This window comes from Streptomyces sp. JNUCC 64 (genome assembly GCF_054484115.1).
The window spans coordinates 7,333,995-7,355,933 of record NZ_CM137015.1 but is presented as its reverse complement, the minus strand read 5'-3'; the positions used below and the strand labels follow the sequence as shown (position 1 = coordinate 7,355,933).

Below are 21,939 nucleotides of genomic sequence, written 5' to 3'. Positions count from 1 at the left end.
GACAGAGAGGAGAGGGCTTCCGTGACCCCTCTCGACACGACCCTCCCCGGCGCCCGGCTCGACACCGGGGCCCGTCACCCCCTCCCCCGGTTCACCGAACGCACCCCGTGGGGGCGGCGCGCCCTCGACCCCTACGACAAACTCCTGGAAGGGCGGATCGTCGTCCTGGGCACCCCGCTCGACGACACCGTGGCGAGCGACGTCACCGCCCAGCTCCTTCACCTGGAGTACACGGCGCCGGGGCGGGACGTCTCGCTCTACATCAACTCGCCCGGCGGCTCGTTCACCGCCATGACCGCGATCCACGACACGATGCGCTTCCTCAGCTGCGACGTGGAAACGGTCTGTCTGGGACAGGCCGGGCCCGGCGCGGCGGTCCTGCTCGCCGCGGGCACGCCCGGCAAGCGACTGGCCCTGCCCGGCGCCCGGGTGACGCTCCGTCAACCCGAGCCGGCCGAACCCGTCGAGGGCCGGGCCGACGACCTCGCACGGCGGGCCGGCGAACTGCGGCGCACCCGTGAACTGATGGAGGAGCTGCTCGTCCGGTACACCGGGCGTCCCCGCGCGCGGGTCAGCGCCGACCTCGAACGCGACCGGTTCCTCGACGCGCCGGGCGCGCTGGCCCACGGGCTCGTCGACCACGTCGTGACGCACCGCGCGGCCCCGTACGGACCCGGGAGGCGGTCGCGGTGATCCCCGACCTGCCCCCGCTACCCGCGCTGACCAGGGCCGAGGGGGAGGTGATCGACCGGTATCTGGAGGCGGTCGACCAGCTCGGCCGGATCAACCCGGCGCGCGCCGAGGACACCTATCGCGGCCTGCGCGCCGCCCAGGCGCTCGTCAGCGCGGCCGTGGAGCTGCGGGACGCGCTGGCGCTGATGCACCGGCGCGGCGAGCGCGAGCTGCACACCGACACGCTGGCCCGCGCGTTGCGCACCCTGGACGGCGTGCGACGGGCGGCCCGGGTCGGGGTCCCACCGGCCCCGAACTGACCCGACGTCCGGCGACGGAAGGAAACGGCCCAAAAGAAGTACCCCCGAAAAGCGTAGCGAGGGGTAGACGGAAGAAGGGTCCCGACTTGCTCTATCCGTCCGCGAAATCCTAGGCAATCGACGTTTCGCCGCTGGTACCGACGTCGTCAGCCGCCCGCCGCCCCGGCCTCCGGAACGACTGTCCACCTGAACGGAGCAGGGGTGAGGAGACTCACAAACCAGCGGTAACGTTCGGTTTTTCCGATGTTCATGCGTGAAGATCCCTTCCGACGACAAGCCCCCGCCACAGCGGCGGGGCGGTCCGGGCGGACGCCGAGTCCTGCCGCCGCCCGGACGCCAGGTCGACAGGAGTGGATCGGCAGGAGTGGAGGACCCGAGCAAGACGGGCCGCCGGAGAGATCCGGGGCGGCCCTTGGGGTGAAGCCGCGTGAGCGGCCGGGCATCTTCGCCTGCCCGAACCCGACAGGTCATCCTTCACAGGCGGCTGACGAAGGGTTGCGCAATGACTGCGCTCAATCGTGTCCCGTCGCTGCTGACCAGGGCCGGAACGGCCTCGGCTATGACGCTCGTCGCGGTAGGGGGCGCCATAGTGGCCCCTGGCGGCGCCTCCGAGGCGTCCGCCGCGTCGCACGCGACGAAGGCACTCAATGTGGCCGCTTCCAAGAAGGGCGCCCCCTATCGGTGGGGCGCGACCGGGCCCTCCAGATTCGACTGCTCGGGGCTGACGCTGTACGCCTACAAGAAGGCGGGCAAGACCCTGCCCCGGACGGCCGGGGCCCAGTACAACAAGACCAAGCGCGTGAGCGCGGGCAACCGCGCCAAGGGCGACCTGGTGTTCTTCTCCTCGGGCCGGAACGTCTACCACGTCGGCATCTACGCGGGTGGCGGCAAGATGTGGCACTCGCCGAAAACCGGCGACGTGGTCCGTCTCTCGAAGATCTGGACCAAGAGCGTGAAGTACGGACGGGTGCGGTGAGCGATGCGACGAACTGAGCGGTGCGCACGGCGGTCCGTGCGCTGACCGTCCGTGGGGGTGGGGGACGAACCGGTGCGTCCCCCACCCCCGTGGTCGGCTCCGGCCATGGTCCGGAGGGCGACCGCCCAGGACCGGGCCTTCCGGGGGCCGGTGCCGTCCTGAGCGGGCTCAGCGGGCTCAGCGGGCTCAGCGGGCTCAGCGGGCCAGTGAACCGGGCCGTGGGTCCCCGCTGGCGGACGGACTGTGCCAACGCGCCACGGACAGTTCGACCCACACCGTCTTGCCGCCCTCGGGCGTGGGGCTCACCGACAGCCGCCCGCCGTACTCGGCGGCGAGCGAACGCATGATGAGCAGCCCCCGGCCGTTGTCCTGCTGGACGGCCGCCGGAAGCCGCCGGGGCGGACGCGGATGGCCGTCCGTGACCCCGAGCCTCAGCAGGCCCCCGGACGACAGCTCCAGGGCCACGGTGAACACCGGTGAGCGGCCCAGGGTGTGCTGCACCGCGTTGGTGGCCAGCTCCGACACGATCAGCCGGACCGCGTCGGTCACCTCCGTGGCGCCCGGCACCCCCCAGCGGGCGAGCGCGTCCACCGCGTGGGCGCGGGCGAGCGGAACCGAAGCGGGCTCGCTCGGCAGGGTCATGGATGCTTCCCGGTGGTCGTCCACGCGACTCGTCCCCTCCCACCCGAAACCGTGCCGGGCGCACGGCGGCTGACCCGCGCGGACGCCTCCGGAACGGTGCTGGGGGTCAGCCTGCCAGCCGCGCGCCGCCCGTGTGAGTGGTTCCGCGAAGAATCCGGCCGCCACTTGGCCGGAACGTGCCGTACGGTCACGTCCCCGCCGCACGGCGGGCGGCGGGCGGCGGGCGGCAGGCGGCAGGCGGCAGGCGGCAGGCGGCAGGCGGCAGGCGGCAGGCGGCAGGCGGCAGGCCGCAGAGGACCGTACGGTGCCTCGCGTCCGCCCGCCCCCCGGTCCAGCGGCCCGCCCCCGGTCCGGGCGGACAGCCGTCAGCGCCGCGCGCCCGCCGGGGCCAGCTCCGTGATCGTCCGTACCGCCTCCCGGAGCCGGTCCCCCGTCAGGTCCGCGCGGACCGTCAGCCGCAGCCGGGAGATCCCGTCCGGCACCGACGGCGGCCGGAAGCACCCCACCGCGAGGCCCGCCGTCCGGCAGTCGGCCGCCCAGCGGAGCGCGGCGTCGGGCGAGGGGGCCAGGACGGACACCACGGCCGCGTCGGGGCGGGCGGCCGTGAACCCGGCGTCCGTCAGCAGCCCGTGCAGCAGGGTCGCGGCGGCGCGGACCCCGGCCGGGCGGTCCGGTTCGGCGCGCAGCACCCCGAGGGCGCCCAGCGCGGCGCCCACCGCCGCCGGGGCCAGTCCGGTGTCGAAGATGAACGTCCGGGCGGTGTTGACCAGGTGGTCGATCACCCGGGCGGGGCCCAGTACCGCACCGCCCTGGCTGCCGAGCGCCTTGGAGAGGGTGACCGTGGCGACGACGTCACCGGCGCCCGCGAGCCCCGCCGCGTGGAGCGCGCCCCGGCCGCCCTCGCCGAGGACCCCGAGGCCGTGGGCGTCGTCCACCAGCAGCGCGGCCCCGGCGGACCGGCAGACGTCCGCCAGTTCCCCGAGCGGGGCGGAGTCCCCGTCGACCGAGAACACCGAGTCGGTGACGACCAGGGCCGGGCCGGTGCCGTGGGCCAGGGCCGCCCGGACCGCGTCCGGCGAGGCGTGCGCGACGACCTCGGTGGTCCCGCGCGCGAGGCGGCAGCCGTCGATGAGCGAGGCGTGGTTGGCCGCGTCGGAGACCACCCGGGAGCCCGGCGGGGCGAGCGCGGTGAGGGCCGCGAGGTTGGCGGCGTACCCGGAGGACAGGACGAGCGCGGCCTCGAAGCCGCAGAAGCCGGCGAGTTCCGTCTCCAGCCGGGTGTGCAGGGCGGTGGTGCCGGTCACCAGCCGGGAGCCGGTGGCGCCGCCGCCCCAGTCCCGGGCCGCCCGGGCGGCGGCCCCGGTGACCGCCGGGTGCCGGGTCAGTCCCAGGTAGTCGTTGCCCGCGAGGTCGAGCAGCGGGGAGTCGGCGGGCCTCGGCCGCAGGACGCGCACCAGCCCGGCCTTCCGCCGGCGGTCGGCCTCGGCGTCTATCCAGTCGAACGGCGCTACCCGCATGCGTGCCTCTCGGGGTGGGGACGGCCGCCCGCCCGGGGGCGCCGGACCGCTTCCGCACCCGTGGTGCCGGGGTGCGGCGACATCGGTGTTTTTGTAGGCAGTGCACAGACCCTAACCGTCGCTCCACCGGCTCAGGATGTGGTGATACCCACACGCGGGCACGGCAGAGTTGTTCGGTGTCTCCTTGGCCAGCCGGGGTGCCGTGCGCCAGGATCGGCGCCATGGACCTGCTGAACACGCTGGTGGACAAGGGAATCCGGCGCGAGTCGCCGACCCGGGACGAGGCGCTCGCGGTACTGGCGACCTCCGACGACGACGTGCTCGACGTGGTGGCCGCGGCCGGGAAGGTGCGCCGCCACTGGTTCGGGCGACGGGTGAAACTCAACTATCTGGTCAATCTGAAGTCCGGGCTGTGCCCCGAGGACTGCTCGTACTGTTCCCAGCGGCTCGGTTCGACCGCCGGGATCCTCAAGTACAGCTGGCTGAAGCCGGAGCAGGCGAGCGAGGCGGCCGCGGCCGGGGTCGCGGGCGGGGCCAAGCGGGTCTGTCTGGTGGCGAGCGGCCGGGGGCCGAGCGACCGGGACGTGGACCGGGTGTCGGACACCATCAGGGCGATCAAGGACCAGCACCGGGACGTCGAGGTGTGCGCCTGTCTGGGGCTGTTGTCGGACGGTCAGGCGGAGCGGCTGCGGGACGCGGGCGCCGACGCGTACAACCACAATCTGAACACCTCCGAGGGGACCTACGGGAAGATCACCTCCACCCACACCTACGCGGACCGGGTGGACACCGTGCGCCGGGCGCACGAGGCGGGGCTCTCGGCGTGCTCGGGGCTCATCGCGGGGATGGGCGAGAGCGACGAGGACCTGGTGGACGTGGTGTTCGCGCTGCGCGCCCTGGACCCGGACTCGGTGCCGGTGAACTTCCTGATCCCGTTCGAGGGCACCCCGCTGGCGAAGGAGTGGAACCTCACCCCGCAGCGCTGCCTGCGGATCCTGGCGATGACCCGGTTCGTCTGCCCGGACGTGGAGGTGCGGATCGCGGGCGGCCGGGAGGTGCATCTGCGCACCCTCCAGCCGCTGGCGCTGCACCTGGCCAACTCGCTCTTCCTGGGCGACTACCTGACCAGTGAGGGTCAGGCGGGCCGGGCGGACCTGGAGATGATCGCCGACGCCGGGTTCGAGGTGGAGGGCGAGGAGCAGGTGACGCTGCCGGAGCACCGGACGGCGGCCGGAGCGACCGGTGCGGACGGTGCGACCGGTGCGGCCGGGGCGACCGGTGCGGCCGGGACCGGGAAGCACGCCGCGCACGGCGGTTGCGGCCCGGCGGGAGGCGGCTGTGGTCCGGCGGACGGCGGCTGCGGTTCCGCGTCCGGCGGTGCGCGGGGGGCGGAGCCGGAGCGGGCAGCCGGGGGCTGCGGGCCGTGCGGGGGCGCGGCGCCCGCCGGGACCGGGGTGGACGCGGACGCCGTTCCGGGGGACGCGTCCGGGCCGGGCGGCGGAGCGGGCCGGGCCCGCACCGATCTGGTGGCGGTCCGCCGCCGGGGCCCCGGTACGGACGTGGCGCCCAATGCCTGAGCCCTCGGCGGCGGCTCCCGGATCCCCGTCCGGGACGCCGCCGGAGGCCGTGCGGGAGCTGGTCGAACTGGACCGGCGGCACGTCTGGCATCCGTACGGGCCGATGCCGGGCCGTCAGGAACCGCTGGTCGTGGAGTCGGCCCACGGGGTGCGGCTGCGGCTGGCGGACGGCTGCGGACGGCGGCTGGGCGGCCCCGACGAGCTGGTGGACGGGATGTCGTCGTGGTGGTCGGCGATCCACGGCTACAACCACCCGGTCCTCAACGAGGCGGTGCGCGACCAGCTCGGCCGGATGAGCCATGTGATGTTCGGCGGGCTGACCCACGAGCCCGCCGTACGGCTGTCGCGACGGCTCGTCGAGCTGACGCCCGACGGGCTGGAGCACGTGTTCCTCTCCGACTCCGGTTCGGTGTCGGTGGAGGTCGCGGTGAAGATGTGCCTCCAGTACTGGCGTTCCCTGCGACGGCCGGAGAAGCGGCGGCTGCTGACCTGGCGCGGCGGCTACCACGGGGACACCTGGCAGCCGATGGCGGTCTGCGACCCGGACGGCGGCATGCACGGCCTGTGGTCGGGGGTGCTGCCCCGGCAGGTGTTCGCCGACGCGCCCCCCGCCGGGTACGAGGAGGCGTACGCCGACCATCTGCGGGAGACGATCGCCCGGCACGCCGGGGAGCTGGCCGCGGTGATCGTGGAGCCGGTGGTGCAGGGCGCGGGCGGGATGCGGTTCCACTCCCCCGGGTACCTGCGGGTGCTGCGCGAGGCGTGCGACGAGCACGACGTGCTGCTGGTGCTGGACGAGATCGCCACCGGCTTCGGCCGCACGGGCGAGCTGTTCGCCGCCGACCCCGCGGGTGTCACCCCGGATGTGATGTGCCTGGGCAAGGCGCTGACCGGCGGTTACGTCTCGATGGCGGCGACGCTGTGCACGGCCCGGGTGGCGGACGGGATCTCCCGGGGCGAGGTGCCGGTGCTGGCGCACGGCCCGACGTTCATGGGCAATCCGCTGGCCTCGGCGGTGGCGCTGGCCTCCATCGACCTCCTCCTCGACCAGGACTGGCGGACCGGGGTCAAACGGATCGAGGCGGGGCTGCGCGACGGGCTCGCCCCGGCCCGGGAGCTGCCCGGGGTGCGGGAGGTGCGGGTGCTGGGCGCGATCGGGGTGGTGCAGCTGGACCACCCCGTGGACATGGCGGCGGCGACCCGGGCGGCGGTCCGCGAGGGCGTGTGGCTGCGGCCGTTCCGGGACCTCGTCTACACCATGCCGCCGTACGTGACCGGGGACGGGGACCTGGCCCGGATCGGCCGCGCGGTGTGCGCGGCGGCCGGGGCGGGCTGAGCCCCGGAGCCCGTCCGTCCGGTGACCGGTGACGGCGACTCGCCGCCGGCCGCCCGGCGGACGGGCCCGGCGCGCGGGCGGCGCGGGGCGGACGGAAGTGAAGGGAACGGTGTGCGGACGGACGCGGGAACGGACGGGACGCGGACGGACGCCGGAACGGGAACGGAGGGGCCGTGGCGATCCTGGTCGTGACGGGTACGGGTACGGAGATCGGGAAGACGGTCACCACGGCGGCGGTCGCGGCGGTGGCACTGGCCGCCGGGCGGTCGGTCGCGGTGCTGAAGCCCGCGCAGACCGGTGTGGGGCCGGGCGAGCGGGGCGACGCCGACGAGGTGGTCCGGCTGGCGGGCCCGGTGACGGCGCGGGAGCTGGCGCGCTATCCGGAGCCGCTGGCCCCCGCGACGGCCGCGCGGCGGGCGGGGCTCCCCCCGGTCGGCGCGCGGGAGACCGCCCGGGCGGCGCGGGAGCTGGCGGCCCGGCACGACCTGGTGCTGGTGGAGGGCGCGGGCGGGCTGCTGGTCCGGTTCGACGACACCGGCGGGACCCTGGCCGACGCGGCCCGGCTGCTGGGCGCCCCGGTGCTGATGGTGGTGGCGGCGGGGCTGGGCACGCTGAACGGCACCGCGCTGACGGCGGAGGCGCTGCGGGCCCGTGGCCTCGTCCCGCACGGGGTGGTGGTGGGCGGCTGGCCCCCGGACGCGGACCTCGCGGCGCGCTGCAATCTGGTCGATCTGCCCGAGGTGGCGGGGGCGCCCCTGCTGGGGGCGGTGCCGTGGGGGGCGGGCGCGCTGGAGCCGGGTGACTTCCGGTCCTCGGCGGCCGGGTGGCTGGCGCCGGAGCTGGGCGGCGGCTGGGACGCGGCGGCCTTCACCGCCGCGTGGGCCCCGGGGCCGTCGGTGCGGCACACGGCGACGGTCGCGGGCGGCGGGACGCCCCCGCGACCGGAGTAGCCCGGCCGGAAGCCGTCGAGGGGTGGGGAGCGCCGTCCCCGGGGACAATGGCGGTGTCCGTGTTCCGTGCCCGTGTGCTGGGCCCGTGCCCGTGTCGCGTGCCGTCCCGCCGGGGTCCTCCCGGTGCGGGACGGGCCGCGCGGCCGGTGCGAGGAGGCGTCCGTGACACCGTGGTCCCGTCCGCGTCCGGGGGGAGTGTCCGGGCCGAGCGTGCGGCACCCCGTCTTCGCCCGGGTGTACGCGCGGGTGAGCGTGCTGACCGAACCGGAGGTGGGCCCGTACCGCGCGGAGCTGCTCGCGGGAGTGCGCGGCCGGGTGATCGAGATCGGGGCGGGCAACGGTCTGAACTTCGCGCACTACCCCCCTACGGTCTCAGAGGTGGTGGCCGTCGAGCCGGAACCGGCGCTGCGGCGGCTGGCGCTGGCCGCCGCCCGGGAGGCCGCCGTACCGGTCGACGTGGTGCCGGGGGTCGCGGAGGCCCTGCCGGTGCGGGACGGGGCGTTCGACGCGGTGGTGCTGTGTCTGGTGCTGTGCAGCGTCCGGGAGCCCGGACCGGCCCTCGCCGAGGCGCACCGGGTGCTGCGTCCCGGTGGTGAGCTGCGGTTCTTCGAGCACGGGCGGGCACCGGGACGGAGGATGGCGGCGGCCCAGCGGGGGCTGGACCGGACGGTGTGGCCGTTCCTGTTCGGGGGGTGCCACGCGGGCCGCGATCCGCTGGCGGAGATCGGCCGGGCCGGGTTCGCGGTGGACGCCCACCGGCCGGTGGTGATCCCCGAGAAGGGGCCCCGGCTGCCCACGTCCTTCCTGGAGCTGGGCAGCGCCCGCCGGGTTCCGCGCGGGACCGGCTGAGTCCGGGCGGGCCGCCGCGCCGGGTGGATCAGGGCGGGCCGCCGGGCCGGACGGGTCCGGGCTGGACCGGCGCGCCCGGTTACGGGGCTCCGTGCGGTTCAGAGGCTCCAGCCGCGCAGTTCCCCGGCGATCTGGCGGACGGTGGTGTTCCCCGACTTCACCAGCCGGGCCAGTTCACGGACCCGTTCCGGCGAGGTGGTGACCTTGAGTCCGCTGGCGACCAGGTAGCCGTAGGCCACGGCCACGGCGAACATCGCGTTGGACCGCTCCAGGGCGGGGACGTGCAGCAGCAGTTGGAGCAGCGAGGCCGCCCTGCTGTGCGGGTCGTCGTAGACGGGCACGCCGAATATCTCGGCCTCGTGTCTGCTGACGGCGGCCACCAGGGCGCCCCAGTCGGTGACCTGGGGGTCGCCCGGGGTCTTGTGTTCGGCGACCATCAGGAGCCAGGCGAGGTCTATGCGCACGTCCAACCGTCAACGACGACCTTCGCGGTCCGCGCCGAACTCCTCGGCGAAGACCGTCTCGTACTGCTTCATGAAGTCGGCCGCCGACTCCACGAACGCGCGTCCCGCCTCGCCCGCGTCCCGCCGGACGAGTTCCTCGATGTAGCGGTTCACGCTCACCCCCCGGGCGAGCGCGCGCTCCCGCGCGGCGCGGGCGGTGTCCGCGTCCACCCGGACGTTCAGCTGCGTCTTGGCCATGGTCCGACGCTAGCGCCGGGGCGCTAGCACCCACAAGGGAGGTCGGACGGGCGTTCGACGGCGTCCCGCCCGCGCACAGGGACGGCCCGTGCGCCCCCTCGTACGCCCTGCCGGGGAACGCGAATCCGTTCGTCAACGCGTGGACCGTTCTGCTTGGCTCACCCCATGAGCGATCTGCACGTCCGGTACGCGACCTCCGAGGACATCGACGCCGTACTGCGGTTCTGGCGCGCGGCCGCCGAAGGGACCAGCATCAGCGACGACCACGACGGGGTGGCCCGGCTCCTCGCACGGGACCCCGAGGCCCTGCTCCTCGCCGAGCGGGACGGGCTCCTCACCGGAACCGTCATCGCGGGCTTCGACGGCTGGCGGTGTTCCGTCTACCGGCTGGCCGTGCACCCCGACCACCGTCGGCGGGGCGTCGCCACCGCCCTGCTGGAAGCCGCCGGACGGCGGTTCGCCGCGCTCGGCGGGCGGCGCGCCGACGCCATGGTGCTCCACCGCAACACCAGCGCCCAGCACGCCTGGCGCGCGGCGGGCTACACGCCCGAGGAGCAGTGGGGACGCTGGGTGAAGCCGCTCACCGGCTGACGTCCGGCCGGCCCCGCGCCGCCCGGGAGACCGCCGCCGGGAACCCCGTGCGACGGCCGGAGCACGCACCGGAGCGGCCGAGCGGGTACCGGAACGGGGCTTTGCGCACCCTTTACGATGAGTGGGACCACCCGTATCGGCGCGGTGGTCCCCCCGTTCCCTCGTACGAAAGGTGTGAGCGTCCGCCCATGGGCGAGCCTCCCAGTAGTAGACATCGCGCGTTTCCCCCGCTCCTGCCCGATCATGGGACGGAGGTGACCCGATGACCGAAGTGCTCCTGCTCGGGGTGGCGATCCTGCTCTCACTGGCCTGCGGCGTGTTCGTCGCGGCGGAGTTCTCGCTGACCACCGTGGAGCGCGGCGAGCTGGAGCGGGCCGTGGAGCGCGGCGAGCGCGGTGCCGCCAGCGCCCTGAAGGCCGCCCGGAACCTCACCTTCCAGCTCTCCGGCGCGCAGCTCGGCATCACCGTCACCAATCTGATCGTGGGCATGCTCTCCGAGCCGTCCATCGCCAAGCTGATCTCCGGGCCGCTGCGGGACCTCGGGGTCTCCGCCTCGGTGGCCTCGTCGCTGGCGCTGGTCCTCGGCACCGCCCTGTCGACGGTGTTCCTGATGGTGGTCGGCGAGCTGGTGCCCAAGAACTGGGCGATCTCCTCCCCGCTCGCCATCGCCAAGTGGGTGGCGACCCCGCAGCGCGTCTTCAGCGGCGCGTTCCGGCCGCTCATCACCCATCTGAACAACACCGCCAACCGCGCGGTGCGGCGGATGGGGATGGAGCCCACCGAGGAGCTGGCCTCCGCGCGCGGCCCCCAGGAACTGGTGGCACTGGCCCGGCACTCCGCGAAGGAGGGGCGGCTGGAGGCCGACACGGCGGAGCTGTTCGTCCGCACGCTGAACCTCGCGGACCTCACCGCGGAGAACGTGATGACGCCCCGGGTCCAGGTCATGGCCCTGGAGGCGCGGGCTACCTGCGAGGACGTCGCCAACGCGACCCGGGCCACCGGACTGTCCCGGTTCCCCGTCTACCGGGGCAACCTCGACACGGTGGTGGGGGTCGTCCACATCAAGGACGTGCTCGCGGTCCCCGCCGAGCGGCGCCCCCGCGAACCGGTCTCCGAACTGATGCGGGAGCCGCTGCTGGTGCCGGAGTCGCTGACCGTCGACCGGCTGCTGGACCGGCTGTCGGGGAAGCGGACCATGGCCGTGGTCATCGACGAGTACGGCGGCACCGCCGGGGTCGCCACCCTGGAGGACATCGTCGAGGAGGTCGTGGGCGAGGTGCGGGACGAGCACGACCCGCACGAGACGCCCGACCTGGCGCCCGCCGGGGAGGACGAGGAGGGCCGTCCGCTCTACTCCGCCGACGGCTCCGCCCGCACCGACCAGCTCGCCCGGGTCGGGCTGCGGGCCCCCGACGGCCCGTACGAGACGCTGGCCGGACTGGTCGCGACCGAGCTGGGCCGGATCCCGGCCGCCGGTGACCGGGTGGACGTCGCCGGCTGGCGGCTGGACGTGGTGGACGCCTCGGGCCGCCGGGCGGCACGGGTGCTGATGCACGCGCCGCCGGTGGTCGAGGGCGCGGACGACGAGGAGGAGGGGCGATGATCGCCGTCCAGTTGCTGATCGGACTGGCGACCCTGGTCGCCAACGCCTTCTTCGTGGGCGCCGAGTTCGCCCTGATCTCGGTGCGGCGCAGCCAGATCGAGCCGCACGCCGAGGAGGGCGACCGCCGGGCCCGCAGCGTGCTGTGGGGGCTGCGGCACGTCTCGGCGCTGATGGCCGCCGCGCAGCTCGGCATCACGCTGTGCACCCTGGTGCTCGGCATCGTCGCCGAACCCGCCATCGCCCATCTGCTGGAGCCCGTCTTCGACGCGGCGGGGGTGCCGCACGGGCTGGTCCACCCGATCTCGTTCGTCATCGCGCTGACCGTGGCCACCTATCTGCACATGCTGCTCGGCGAGATGATCCCGAAGAACGTGGCGCTCGCCGAGCCGGTGCGCAGCGCGCTGCTGCTGGGGCCGCCGCTGGTCGCGGTGGCCCGGGCGCTGCGTCCGGTGATCTTCACGATCAACGCCTTCGCCAACACGCTGCTGCGGTTGATGCGGGTGGAGGTCAAGGACGAGGTCACGGCCTCGTTCTCGGACGCCGAGCTGGCCCGGATGGTGAAGGATTCCGGTGACGCGGGGCTCATCGACGACCGGGCCCAGGAGCGGCTGCACGACGCCCTGGAGCTGGGGCGGCGGCCGGTGAACGACGTGGTGCTGCCGCTGGAGCAGGTGGTCTACGCCCATCTCGGCGTCACCCCCGAGCAGCTGGAGCAGTTGTCGGCGCGGTCCGGGTTCTCCCGGTTCCCGGTGGTGGACGACAACCGGCGGATCGTCGGCTACCTCCACGTCAAGGACGCCCTGGACGCCGCTCCGCGCGACCTCCCGTTCCGGGTCGAGGACATGCGGACGATCGCCCGGGTCCGGGCGACCACCCCGCTGGACGACGTGCTGACCGCGATGCGACGCGGCAGCACCCATCTGGCGGCCGTGCTCGGCGCGGACGGGAAGCTGGCCGGGCTCGTCACCATGGAGGACGTGCTGCGGGAGCTGTTCGGACAGCCCGCGTAGGCGCCGCCCGGCCGGTGGGCGCCGTGTCCGTGTCCGGCCGGCGGGAAGCCGCGTCCACCGGCCGGACACGGCTTCCTGCCGGTCCCCGGTGCCCGCCAGCGGGCGCGGGGCACCCCAGCGGCCCGCCCCGCGTGAGGGCGCCCTGGTGGAGCCACCGCCCGTGTGAGGACACCTGGGAGATACCGCGCCGTCGGGACACCCACCTCGATCGCGGCGTCCCCGGCGGCACGGCGCCCGCCGGGGTTACGATCGCACCGTCATGGACATCACCGCCGCTCCCACCAGCCTCGTCGCCGTCGGGGACAGCTTCACCGAAGGGATGTCGGACCGGCTGCCCGACGGTTCCTACCGGGGCTGGGCCGACCTCCTGGCGGCCCGGCTGGCCGCCCTCTCCCCCGGCTTCCGGTACGCGAACCTGGCGGTCCGGGGCAAGCTGATCGGGCAGATCGCCGAGGAACAGGTCCCGCTGGCCGCCGCGATGCGCGCCGACGTGGTGACGCTCGTCGGCGGGCTCAACGACACCCTGCGCCCCTCCTGTGACATGGGCCGGGTCCGGGACCGGCTGGAGGAGTCGGTGGCCCGGCTGGCCCCCGCCTGCGGACGGCTGGTGCTGATGCGCAGCCCGGGCCGCCGGGGACCGGTCCTGGAACGGTTCCGGCCCCGGATGGAGGAACTGTTCGCCCTGGTCGACGCGCTCGCGGCCCGGTACGGGGCGACGGTGGTCGACCTCTACGGGGCGCCCGTCCTCGGGGACCCCCGGCTGTGGGACGCGGACCGGCTGCATCTGAGTGCCGAGGGCCACCGCCGGGTGGCCGAGGCGGTGGGGCAGGCGCTCGGACTGCCCGCCTCCTTCGACTGGCGCGCCCCGCTGCCGCCCGCCGCCCCGGTGCCGTGGGCCGCGCGCCGGGCGGCCGACGCCCGGTTCGCGGGGCGGCACCTGGCACCGTGGATCGGCCGCCGCGTCATGGGCAGGTCTTCCGGGGACGGTCGCGTCCCCAAACGCCCCGACCTGCTGCCCTACGACGGCGGGACCACCACCGCCCGCCCGGGTTCGTAGCTTCCTCCGAACGGGACCGGGGCGAGGGCCTGAAGCTTTCGCCCAGTAGAATCCCTCCACGTGACTGCTGCGCCTTCGAAGCCCCGTATCCCCAACGTCCTCGCCGGACGCTACGCCTCCGCCGAACTGGCCGAGCTCTGGTCCCCCGAGCGGAAGGTCCGGCTGGAACGACAGCTCTGGCTGGCCGTGCTGCGGGCCCAGAAGGACCTCGGCATCGAGGTCCCGGACGAGGCCCTCGCGGACTACGAGCGCGTCCTCGACCAGGTGGACCTGGCGTCGATCGCGGAGCGCGAGCGGGTCACCCGGCACGACGTGAAGGCCCGGATCGAGGAGTTCAACGCGCTCGCCGGGCACGAGCACGTCCACAAGGGCATGACCTCCCGGGATCTCACGGAGAACGTCGAGCAGCTCCAGATCCGGCTCTCGCTGGAGCTGGTCCGGGACCGTTCGGTGGCCGTCCTCGCCCGGCTGGGCAAGCTCGCCGGGGAGTACGCCGAGCTGGTGATGGCGGGCCGCTCCCACAACGTGGCCGCGCAGGCGACGACCCTCGGCAAGCGCTTCGCGACCGCCGCCGACGAGCAGCTCGTCGCGTTCGGCCGGGTCGAGGAGCTGCTGGCGCGCTACCCGCTGCGCGGGGTGAAGGGCCCGGTCGGCACCGCGCAGGACATGCTGGACCTGCTCGGCGGCGACACCGCCAAGCTGGCGGAGCTGGAGCGGCGGGTCGCCGGGCACCTGGGCTTCTCCCGGGCGTTCACCTCGGTCGGCCAGGTCTATCCGCGCTCCCTGGACTACGAGGTCGTCACCGCGCTGGTGCAGCTCGCGGCGGCGCCCTCCTCGCTGGCGAAGACGATCCGGCTGATGGCCGGGCACGAGCTGGTCACCGAGGGCTTCAAGCCGGGCCAGGTCGGCTCCTCGGCGATGCCCCACAAGATGAACACCCGCTCCTGCGAACGGGTCAACGGGCTGATGGTGATCCTGCGCGGCTACGCCTCGATGACGGGCGAGCTGGCGGGCGACCAGTGGAACGAGGGCGACGTGTCGTGCTCGGTGGTGCGCCGGGTCGCGCTGCCGGACGCGTTCTTCGCGCTGGACGGACTGCTGGAGACCTTCCTGACGGTCCTCGACGAGTTCGGCGCCTTCCCCGCCGTGGTGGCGCGCGAGCTGGACCGCTACCTGCCGTTCCTCGCCACGACCAAGGTCCTCATGGGCGCGGTGCGCGCCGGGGTCGGCCGGGAGCTGGCCCACGAGGCGATCAAGGAGAACGCGGTGTCGTCGGCGCTGGCGATGCGGGAGGGCGGCGCCGAGCGCAACGAGCTGCTCGACAAGCTCGCCGCCGACGACCGCATCCCGCTGGACCGGGCCGCCCTCGACGCCCTGATGGCCGACAAGCTGTCCTTCACGGGTGCCGCGGGCGACCAGGTGGAGACCGTCGTGGCCCGGGTGGAGGAGATCGCCAAGCGCTTCCCCGCTGCCGCCGGTTACGCCCCCGGGGCGATCCTCTGACCCGCCCGACCCCCGCCGAGCTGGAGGCCGCCCGCGACCGTCTCGTCCCCGACGTCGGCGCGGTCGGCCTGCGGGTGCTGTTCTGCGGCATCAACCCCGGTCTGACCACGGCCCTGACGGGCCACCACTTCGCCCGTCCCGGCAACCGGTTCTGGCCGGTGCTGCACCTGTCCGGCTTCACCCCCCGCCAGCTGCTCCCGGCCGAGCAGGACGAGCTGCCGTCCCTCGGTCTCGGCATCACCAACGTGGTGGCGCGGGCCACCGCGCGGGCCGACGAGCTGAGCGCGGCGGAGTACCGCGAGGGCGGGCGGCTGCTGGCGGAGAAGGTGACCCGGCTGCGGCCCGGGTGGCTGGCGGTAGTCGGCGTCACCGCCTACCGCGCCGCGTTCGGCGACCGCAAGGCCGTGATCGGGCCGCAGGAGGCGGTGATCGGCGGCAGCCGGGTGTGGGTGCTGCCCAACCCCAGCGGACTGAACGCGGGATGGACGACGGCGGCGATGGCCGAGGAGTTCGGGCGGCTACGGGCCGCCTCGGCCGAGGGTTAGCCCCGGGCCGGTGCGTGCGTCGCGTCACGCGGCGCACGCACCGGCCGTCCCCCGGGTGCGTGCCGTCGCGTCACGCGTCGCGGCGGCGCACCGACCATCCCCCGGCGAGGAGCGCGGCGGCCGACCACAGGGCCGCCACCCCGAGCCCGGACCACGGCCCGAGGGGTCCGGTCGGGTCCTGGAGCAGGACCTGCCGCCCGGCCATGTCGGGGAGGTACGGAGCGACGCCCCCGGCGGCGTCCCCGGTCACGAACGACACGATCAGCATCAGCGGCACGAGGACGGCGAACGCCGCCGTGCCGCCGCGCACCAGCGCCGTCACCCCGACCGCCAGCAGGGCGGTCAGCGCGAGCCTGGCCCCGGCCCCGACGCAGGCCCGTACCGCGCCCGGCTCCCCCAGTCCGACGCCGTCCCCGCCGGGCAGCGCCTGCCCCAGGAGGAAGGCGGCGAACGCGGTCACCAGACCGACCACGAGCGCGGCGCCCCCGGTGACGGCGGCCTTCGCGGCGAAGAAGAGGGTCCGGCGCGGCACCGCCGCGAGCGAGACCCGCAGTCCGTGGTTGAGGTACTCCGAGGACATCGCGGTGGTTCCGAAGACGAGCGCCGCGACCTGGGCGAACTCCAGGGCGAAGAAGGCGCCCGCCAGCCGGTCCGCCCCGTCGGCCGTCCCGTCGGGGCCCTCCGGCGCGTAGAGGGGCACGGTGAGGACGAGGGTCACGGCGAACAGCGCGACGAGCGCGCCGAGGGCGGCACGGAGCGAGCGGATCTTGATCCACTCCGAACGCAGGACGGCGGTGGGGGACACCTCAGCTCCTTCGGGGGGTGTCGGCACGGGCGGTGTACTCGGCGCTCTCCGCGGTGAGGGCGAGGTACGCCTCCTCCAGGGTGGGCGCCTCGTCGGCGAGGGCGAGCAGCGGCAGGGCGGCGCGGGCGGCGAGTTCCCCGACCGCCGCGGCGGTGGTCCCCTCGACGGTCCACTCCCCCTCCCCGGCGGGGAGGGGCCGGTGGCCCGCCCCGGTGAGCAGACCGGTCAGCCGGGCGCCGTCGGACGCCCGGGTCCGGAGCCGGACCCGTGGGGTGCCGCGTTCCGCGAGGAACTCCGCCACCGGGGCGTCGGCGAGCAGCCTGCCCCGGCCGAGGACGACCAGCCGGTCGGCGACGTCCGCGGTCTCGGCCATCAGATGGCTGGAGACGAGGACGGCGCGCCCCTCTCCGGCGAGCCGCCGCAGGGTCTCGCGGATCCAGACGATGCCCTCCGGGTCGAGGCCGTTGGCGGGTTCGTCGAGGACGACGACGGAGGGGTCCCCGAGCAGGGCGGTGGCGATGCCGAGCCGCTGGCGCATGCCGAGGGAGAAGGTCCGCACCCGGCGGTCGGCGGCGGGGGCGAGGCCGGTCAGTTCCAGGACCCCGTCGACCCGGCGCGCGGAGAGCCGGTTGCTGACGGCGAGCGCCCTCAGGTGCTGACGGGCGGTGCGCGCGCCGTGGGCGGCGAGCGGGTCGAGGTGGGCGCCCACGTGGCGGAGGGGTTCGTCGAGCGCGGCGTAGGGCTTCCCGCCGATGGTGGCGGTCCCCCGGGTGGGCCGGTCCAGGCCCAGGACGAGGCGGAGGGTGGTGGACTTCCCGGAGCCGTTGGGGCCGAGGAACCCGGTGACCCGGCCCGGGGCCACCGAGAAGGTGACCCCGTCCACGGCCCGTCTCCTCCCGTACGCCTTGGTCAGGTCCCGTACGTCGATGCTGTTCATGGGGCCAGCCTGGGCGTCCGGGCCGGGGCGGCGCCTCCCCCGCGCGGGGAGGACGCCTCCCCCGCGCGGGGGAGCCGGGGCGGTGGGCGGGCTGGCACGATGACGGGCATGCCGTCCGCCCCGCCGTCACCGCCGGTGCCTCCGTCCGGCCCCTCCGGGCCCCCGGGAGCCGCGCTCCGGGCCGTGCGGGCGCTGGCCCGTCCGGCGGGCCGGGCGGTCACCTACACGCGCTGGCTGCATCTGCTGCTGGGCTGGTTGTTCGCGTTGGTGTCGGCGATGATCGCGCCGGGGCTGGGCGGGGACATGACGGTCACCGAGTGGCTGATGGTGGCGCTGTTCCCGATGGTTCCGGCGGCCCTGCTGGGGCTCGTTCCGGTGGTGCGGCGCGCGGAGGGGCTGCAGGCGCGGTTGATGCTGTTCCCCGGGTCGGGGGCGCGGGGCGCGGAGGCCGCCCGGGTCCCGGCCGTCAGCGCCGCGCCGTCGGCGTCCTGGGGGGAGCGGGGGCGCACCTCGCTGTGGCTGATGACCCGGTTGGCGGCGGGGGGTCTGATGGCGTTGGCGACCTCGCTGGCCGCAGCCCAGCTGCTGGTGCTGGTGGCGGTCGCGGCGGGGGCGTCGCCCGACGGGATCGGTCCGCGGTTCTGGGCGCCCGCGCGGTGGTGGGTGGCGGCGCTGTTCCTGCCGGTGCCGATGGCGGTGCTGCTCGGCTGCGTCGTGGTGCTGGGGTCGGCGGTGGCGGCGGCGGCCGTCCGGTTGCTGGGGCCCTCCCCCGCGCAGCGGCTGGCGGAGCTGGAGGAACGCGCGGAGCGGCTGGCCGAGCGGAGCAGGATCGCCCATGAGCTGCACGACTCCATCGGCCACGCGCTGTCCGTCGCGGTGGTGCAGGCCGGGGCGGCCCGGGCGGCGGGGGACCCGGAGTTCACCCGGCGGGCGCTGACCGCGATCGAGGAGACCGGACGGGCCGCGCTGGAGGACCTGGACCGGGTGCTGGCGGTCCTGCGGGAGCCCCGGCGGCCCGCGAGCGCCCGGCCGGGCCTCGACGAGGCGGAGCGGCTCCTGGGGGCGGCGCGGGCGTCCGGGGCGGTGGTCGACGCCCGGGTGAGCGGACCGGTGGAGCGGCTTCCGGGCCCGGTGTCCCGCGAGTGCTACCGGATGCTCCAGGAGTCGCTGACGAACGTGCTGCGCCACGCGGGGCCGGTACCGGTGCGGATCAGGATCCGGGTGTCCGGCGCCCGGGTGGACCTGGAGGTGCGCAATCCGCTGCCCCCGGACCCGGTCGGCGGTGCGGGACCGGACCGGGGCGGCGGTCTGCGCGGCATCCGGGAGCGGGCGGCGCTGCTGGGCGGGCTGGCGGACACCGGCCCGGTCGGCGGGGAGTGGCGGGTACGGGCCCGGCTGCCGCTCGGGGGGCCCTCGGAGGCGCCCGGTACGGGGGGCCTAAGCTGGGCGGATGCCCCTGACGGTCCTCCTCGTCGATGACGAGCCCCTGGTCCGCGCCGGTCTGCGCGCGGTGCTGGAGGCGCAGCCCGACATCACGGTGGTCGGTGAGGCGGCGGACGGCGCGGCGGTGATCCCGCTGGTCCGGACGGTCCGTCCGGACGTGGTGGCGATGGACGTGCGGATGCCGCTGATGGACGGGATCGAGGCGACCCGCGCGATCCTGCGCGTGGTGACCCCGCCACCGAAGATCATCATGGTGACGACCTTCGAGGACGACGCGTACGTGTACGGGGCGCTGCGCGCGGGCGCGGACGGCTTCCTGCTGAAGCGGGCGCGTCCGGAGGAGATCGTGCACGCCGTCCGGCTCGTCGCGGAGGGCGAGTCGCTGCCGTACCCCGCCGCGGTGCGGCGGCTGGCGGCGGAGCACGGCCGGGAGTACGGCACGGACCGGGCCCGTCAGGCGCTGCGGGCGGCGGCGCTGACCGGCCGGGAGGCCGAGGTGCTGCGGTTGATGGCGCGGGGGCTGTCGAACGCGGAGATCGCCGCCCGGCTGGTGGTCGGAACCGAGACGGTCAAGTCCCATGTGAGCGCCGTCCTGGCGAAACTGGGGGCGCGGGACCGCACCCAGGCGGTGATCGCTGCCTACGAGTCCGGATTCGTCTCCCCCGGATGACGGGGCGGTGGAATCCCGCGGGTCCGGTGAACGGCGGGGAACGGTGGTGTCGGTACGGGGTCCGGGCCCCCGTCACGGCGGGCGACGGGACGGACAATTCGTCTCCGCAGGTTGCGGGAGTGCATCGATGCTCGCCGTGGTCGCACGGTGACGAGTACGATCCGGGCCATACGAGCACGAGCTGAGAGGACACACGTTGGGGCAGCTGACCGGCGGGGATCCCTCTCTGCTGCGGCGGATCAACTCGGCCGTGGTGCTGCACGCGTTGCGTGCGGCGGGTTCCGCGACACTCACCGAGGTGACCCGGGGCACGGGTCTTTCCCGGCCGACGGTGGAGGGTGTGGTCGAGGGCCTCATCGAGGCGGGCCTGGCGGTCGAGACGGCCGCCGCCGAGGGGACCACCCGCAAACAGGGCCGACCGGCCAGACGGTTCCGGTTCCGCGCCGAGGCGGGCCATCTGCTGGGCCTGGAGCTGGGCCCGCACCGGGTGGCCGTGATCCTCGCCGACCTGAACGGCCGGGTGCTGGGCACCGGGTCCAAGGAGGTCACCGTGGAGGCCCCGGCGGACGAGCGGCTGGAACGGCTGCGGACGACCGTCGCGGACACCCTGCGGCGCACGGGGGTGGCACGCAGCTCCCTGTGGGCGGTCGGGGTGGGCACCCCCGGCATCATCGAGGCGGACGGCACGGTGCGGCTGGGCACGGCGCTGCCGGACTGGACGGGACTCCAGCTCGGCGAGCGGCTGCGACGGTCCTTCAAGTGCCCGGTGCTGGTGGAGAACGACGCGAACACGGCGGCCGTGGCCGAGCACTGGAAGGGGGCCGCGAAGGACTCCGACGACGTGGCCTTCGTGCTCGCGGGCCTCAGCCCGGGCGCGGGCTCGCTGATCGGCGGACGGCTGCACCGGGGCTTCGGGGGCGCGGCGGGCGAGATCGGCGCGCTGCACCTGCTGGGCCGGGAGTCGACCCCCGAGGCGCTGCTGTCGACCACGGGCAAGCCGCTGGAACCGTTGAACGAGCAGGCCGTGGCGGAGGTCTTCGCCCTGGCCCGGCAGGGCGACGAGCACGCGCGGGCCGCGATGGACCGTTTCATGCGGCGGCTGGTGCACCACGTCGCGGCGCTGGTGCTGGCGCTCGATCCGGAGATGGTGGTGGTGGGCGGCTGGGCGACCGGCCTGGACGACGTCCTGGAGCCCCTCCGGCGGGAGCTGGAACGATACTGCTTGCGGGCGCCCAAGGTGGCCCTGTCGATGCTCGGCGAGGCCGCGGTGGCGACGGGCGCGCTGCGGCTGGCGCTGGACCACGTCGAGGAGCAGTTGTTCGCGGTCGAGGGCACCGTGACGGCCCGGCGGTGAGGGCGGCGCCCGTGGCCCCGGCGTCCGCCGGGGAGCTGCCACGGAGACGCGGAACCGCCGGGACGCCCCTCCGTGGTGCGGAAGGGGCGTCCCGGCGGTGTCGTGGTGCGTCAGGAGGCCCGGCGTTCGGGGCCGTGGTGTATCTCGACGCCGCCCGAGTCCCCGAAGGTGAGGCGGCAGGTGTCGGCCCGGTAGGTGGCCACGGACACCGCGGCGGTGCGCCCCGCGGCGAAGAACCGCGTGGTGACCACCAGGACGGGCGAGCCGGGCAGCCGGTCCAGCGCCCGGGCGTCGTCGGCGCGGGCGGAGCCCAGCTCGACGGCGCGGTCCTGGCCTTCCAGCCCCAGCCGCTGGAGCTCCCGGAGCACGGCCCGCGCGCGGGCGGTGCCGGAGGGGCTCTCGATGCCGGAGAGGTCCGGGACGGACGCGCCGGGCACGTAGAGCAGTTCCGCGGCGACGGGCTGGCCGTTGGAGACCCGGGTGCGCCGGACCACGTGGACGGTCTCGCCCTCGGTGGTCTCCAGCATCCGGGCGACGGCGGCGGGCGGCGCGTCCGACTCGCCACCGGCGATCTGCCAGGCGTCGCCGAGCGCGCCCGGCCAGTCCTGCTCGTCCGAACCGACGGCGACTCCGACGCGGGGCGGGGCGACGGTCGTGCCGACGCCGCGCCGCCGCTGGAGGCGGCCTTCGAGTTCGAGTTGCTCCAACGCCTGCCGGAGCGTCGCGCGGGCCACCCCGAAGCGGGCGGCCAGCTCACGTTCGTTGGGCAGGATCTCGCCCACCGTGAACTCCGAGTCGAGTGCCTCGGTGAGCACGGTCTTCAGGTGCCAGTACTTGGGCTCCGGCACCGTCTCCAGTTGCGTGGTCCCCACCCTGTCCTC

23 protein-coding genes are annotated in these 21,939 nt (G+C 75.1%); 16 read left to right on the top strand and 7 right to left on the bottom strand.

Features of this window, described 5'->3' with window-relative positions; genetic code table 11:
• Positions 1 to 21 precede the first annotated feature (21 nt).
• The 3 genes from ACVWNX_RS30335 to ACVWNX_RS30325 all read left to right on the top strand — a co-directional run bounded on the left by ACVWNX_RS30335 (position 22) and on the right by ACVWNX_RS30325 (position 1,968).
• A complete protein-coding gene (locus tag ACVWNX_RS30335) occupies positions 22 to 693 on the top strand; it encodes a ClpP family protease (RefSeq protein ID WP_454411382.1) in 672 nt (223 codons plus the stop codon).
• Complete coding sequence (locus ACVWNX_RS30330; RefSeq protein WP_454411381.1) at positions 690 to 992, top strand: hypothetical protein; 303 nt, start codon at positions 690 to 692, stop codon at positions 990 to 992. Before ACVWNX_RS30335 ends, ACVWNX_RS30330 begins: the two co-directional genes overlap by 4 nt.
• Before the next feature lie 502 nt (positions 993 to 1,494).
• A complete protein-coding gene (locus tag ACVWNX_RS30325) occupies positions 1,495 to 1,968 on the top strand; it encodes a C40 family peptidase (RefSeq protein ID WP_454411380.1) in 474 nt (157 codons plus the stop codon).
• Between the two features lie 195 nt (positions 1,969 to 2,163).
• Here ACVWNX_RS30325 and ACVWNX_RS30320 read toward each other — a convergent pair whose 3' ends face one another.
• Together ACVWNX_RS30320 and ACVWNX_RS30315 are read right to left on the bottom strand one after the other, a co-directional pair.
• Entirely contained in the window at positions 2,164 to 2,634 is a 471-nt protein-coding gene (locus tag ACVWNX_RS30320; RefSeq protein WP_454411379.1) for an ATP-binding protein, read from the bottom strand.
• 341 nt (positions 2,635 to 2,975) lie between these two features.
• Positions 2,976 to 4,127 carry an 8-amino-7-oxononanoate synthase gene (locus ACVWNX_RS30315; protein ID WP_454411378.1) on the bottom strand — a complete coding sequence of 384 codons (1,152 nt, stop codon included), beginning with the start codon at positions 4,125 to 4,127 and terminating at the stop codon, positions 2,976 to 2,978.
• A gap of 221 nt (positions 4,128 to 4,348) precedes the next feature.
• Between ACVWNX_RS30315 and bioB the strand changes: the two genes are divergently transcribed.
• The 4 genes from bioB (at position 4,349) to ACVWNX_RS30295 (ending at position 8,839) form a co-directional block, all read left to right on the top strand.
• Positions 4,349 to 5,704, top strand: a complete 1,356-nt coding sequence (bioB, locus tag ACVWNX_RS30310) for a biotin synthase BioB (RefSeq protein WP_454411377.1) — start codon at positions 4,349 to 4,351, stop codon at positions 5,702 to 5,704.
• Complete coding sequence (locus ACVWNX_RS30305; RefSeq protein WP_454411376.1) at positions 5,697 to 7,040, top strand: adenosylmethionine--8-amino-7-oxononanoate transaminase; 1,344 nt, start codon at positions 5,697 to 5,699, stop codon at positions 7,038 to 7,040. The genes bioB and ACVWNX_RS30305 overlap by 8 nt, the downstream gene beginning before the upstream one ends.
• A 173-nt stretch (positions 7,041 to 7,213) precedes the next feature.
• Positions 7,214 to 7,990 carry a dethiobiotin synthase gene (bioD, locus tag ACVWNX_RS30300; protein WP_454411375.1) on the top strand — a complete coding sequence of 259 codons (777 nt, stop codon included), beginning with the start codon at positions 7,214 to 7,216 and terminating at the stop codon, positions 7,988 to 7,990.
• A gap of 210 nt (positions 7,991 to 8,200) precedes the next feature.
• Entirely contained in the window at positions 8,201 to 8,839 is a 639-nt protein-coding gene (locus ACVWNX_RS30295; RefSeq protein WP_454411374.1) for a class I SAM-dependent methyltransferase, read from the top strand.
• A 98-nt stretch (positions 8,840 to 8,937) separates the two neighbouring features.
• Here the strand turns inward: ACVWNX_RS30295 and ACVWNX_RS30290 are convergent, their stop codons facing one another.
• A complete protein-coding gene (locus ACVWNX_RS30290) occupies positions 8,938 to 9,309 on the bottom strand; it encodes a fic family toxin-antitoxin system, toxin component (RefSeq protein ID WP_454411373.1) in 372 nt (123 codons plus the stop codon).
• A gap of 3 nt (positions 9,310 to 9,312) precedes the next feature.
• Entirely contained in the window at positions 9,313 to 9,540 is a 228-nt protein-coding gene (locus tag ACVWNX_RS30285) for an antitoxin (protein ID WP_454411372.1), read from the bottom strand.
• Positions 9,541 to 9,705: 165 nt separating this feature from the next.
• Here ACVWNX_RS30285 and ACVWNX_RS30280 point away from each other — a divergent pair, with 165 nt between their 5' ends.
• The 6 genes from ACVWNX_RS30280 (at position 9,706) to mug (ending at position 15,849) form a co-directional block, all read left to right on the top strand.
• The gene (locus ACVWNX_RS30280; protein WP_454411371.1) at positions 9,706 to 10,131 is read left to right on the top strand and encodes a GNAT family N-acetyltransferase; all 426 of its coding nucleotides are present in this window, start codon (positions 9,706 to 9,708) and stop codon (positions 10,129 to 10,131) included.
• A gap of 262 nt (positions 10,132 to 10,393) precedes the next feature.
• Positions 10,394 to 11,734 carry a hemolysin family protein gene (locus tag ACVWNX_RS30275; RefSeq protein WP_454411370.1) on the top strand — a complete coding sequence of 447 codons (1,341 nt, stop codon included), beginning with the start codon at positions 10,394 to 10,396 and terminating at the stop codon, positions 11,732 to 11,734.
• On the top strand, positions 11,731 to 12,744 hold the full coding sequence (locus ACVWNX_RS30270) for a hemolysin family protein (RefSeq protein WP_454411369.1): 1,014 nt from the start codon (positions 11,731 to 11,733) through the stop codon (positions 12,742 to 12,744). The genes ACVWNX_RS30275 and ACVWNX_RS30270 overlap by 4 nt, the downstream gene beginning before the upstream one ends.
• A 259-nt stretch (positions 12,745 to 13,003) precedes the next feature.
• A complete protein-coding gene (locus ACVWNX_RS30265; RefSeq protein ID WP_454411368.1) occupies positions 13,004 to 13,801 on the top strand; it encodes an SGNH/GDSL hydrolase family protein in 798 nt (265 codons plus the stop codon).
• Between the two features lie 60 nt (positions 13,802 to 13,861).
• Complete coding sequence (gene purB / locus ACVWNX_RS30260) at positions 13,862 to 15,304, top strand: adenylosuccinate lyase (RefSeq protein ID WP_454411367.1); 1,443 nt, start codon at positions 13,862 to 13,864, stop codon at positions 15,302 to 15,304.
• Positions 15,301 to 15,849 (top strand): G/U mismatch-specific DNA glycosylase, encoded by a 549-nt coding sequence (gene mug / locus ACVWNX_RS30255; RefSeq protein ID WP_454414995.1) that lies wholly within the window; start codon positions 15,301 to 15,303, stop codon positions 15,847 to 15,849. Before purB ends, mug begins: the two co-directional genes overlap by 4 nt.
• 70 nt (positions 15,850 to 15,919) lie before the next feature.
• Here the strand turns inward: mug and ACVWNX_RS30250 are convergent, their stop codons facing one another.
• Together ACVWNX_RS30250 and ACVWNX_RS30245 are read right to left on the bottom strand one after the other, a co-directional pair.
• Positions 15,920 to 16,654: an ABC transporter permease gene (locus ACVWNX_RS30250; protein ID WP_454411366.1), complete on the bottom strand. Its 735-nt coding sequence runs from the start codon at positions 16,652 to 16,654 to the stop codon at positions 15,920 to 15,922.
• A 1-nt stretch (position 16,655) separates the two neighbouring features.
• Positions 16,656 to 17,591, bottom strand: a complete 936-nt coding sequence (locus ACVWNX_RS30245) for an ABC transporter ATP-binding protein (RefSeq protein ID WP_454411365.1) — start codon at positions 17,589 to 17,591, stop codon at positions 16,656 to 16,658.
• Between the two features lie 108 nt (positions 17,592 to 17,699).
• Here ACVWNX_RS30245 and ACVWNX_RS30240 point away from each other — a divergent pair, with 108 nt between their 5' ends.
• The 3 genes from ACVWNX_RS30240 to ACVWNX_RS30230 all read left to right on the top strand — a co-directional run bounded on the left by ACVWNX_RS30240 (position 17,700) and on the right by ACVWNX_RS30230 (position 21,058).
• Positions 17,700 to 19,070: a sensor histidine kinase gene (locus ACVWNX_RS30240; RefSeq protein ID WP_454411364.1), complete on the top strand. Its 1,371-nt coding sequence runs from the start codon at positions 17,700 to 17,702 to the stop codon at positions 19,068 to 19,070.
• The gene (locus ACVWNX_RS30235; protein ID WP_454411363.1) at positions 19,042 to 19,704 is read left to right on the top strand and encodes a response regulator transcription factor; all 663 of its coding nucleotides are present in this window, start codon (positions 19,042 to 19,044) and stop codon (positions 19,702 to 19,704) included. Before ACVWNX_RS30240 ends, ACVWNX_RS30235 begins: the two co-directional genes overlap by 29 nt.
• A 196-nt stretch (positions 19,705 to 19,900) precedes the next feature.
• Positions 19,901 to 21,058 (top strand): ROK family transcriptional regulator, encoded by a 1,158-nt coding sequence (locus ACVWNX_RS30230; protein ID WP_454411362.1) that lies wholly within the window; start codon positions 19,901 to 19,903, stop codon positions 21,056 to 21,058.
• Positions 21,059 to 21,168: 110 nt separating this feature from the next.
• Here ACVWNX_RS30230 and ACVWNX_RS30225 read toward each other — a convergent pair whose 3' ends face one another.
• The gene (locus ACVWNX_RS30225; RefSeq protein WP_454411361.1) at positions 21,169 to 21,930 is read right to left on the bottom strand and encodes a GntR family transcriptional regulator; all 762 of its coding nucleotides are present in this window, start codon (positions 21,928 to 21,930) and stop codon (positions 21,169 to 21,171) included.
• Positions 21,931 to 21,939: the final 9 nt, after the last annotated feature.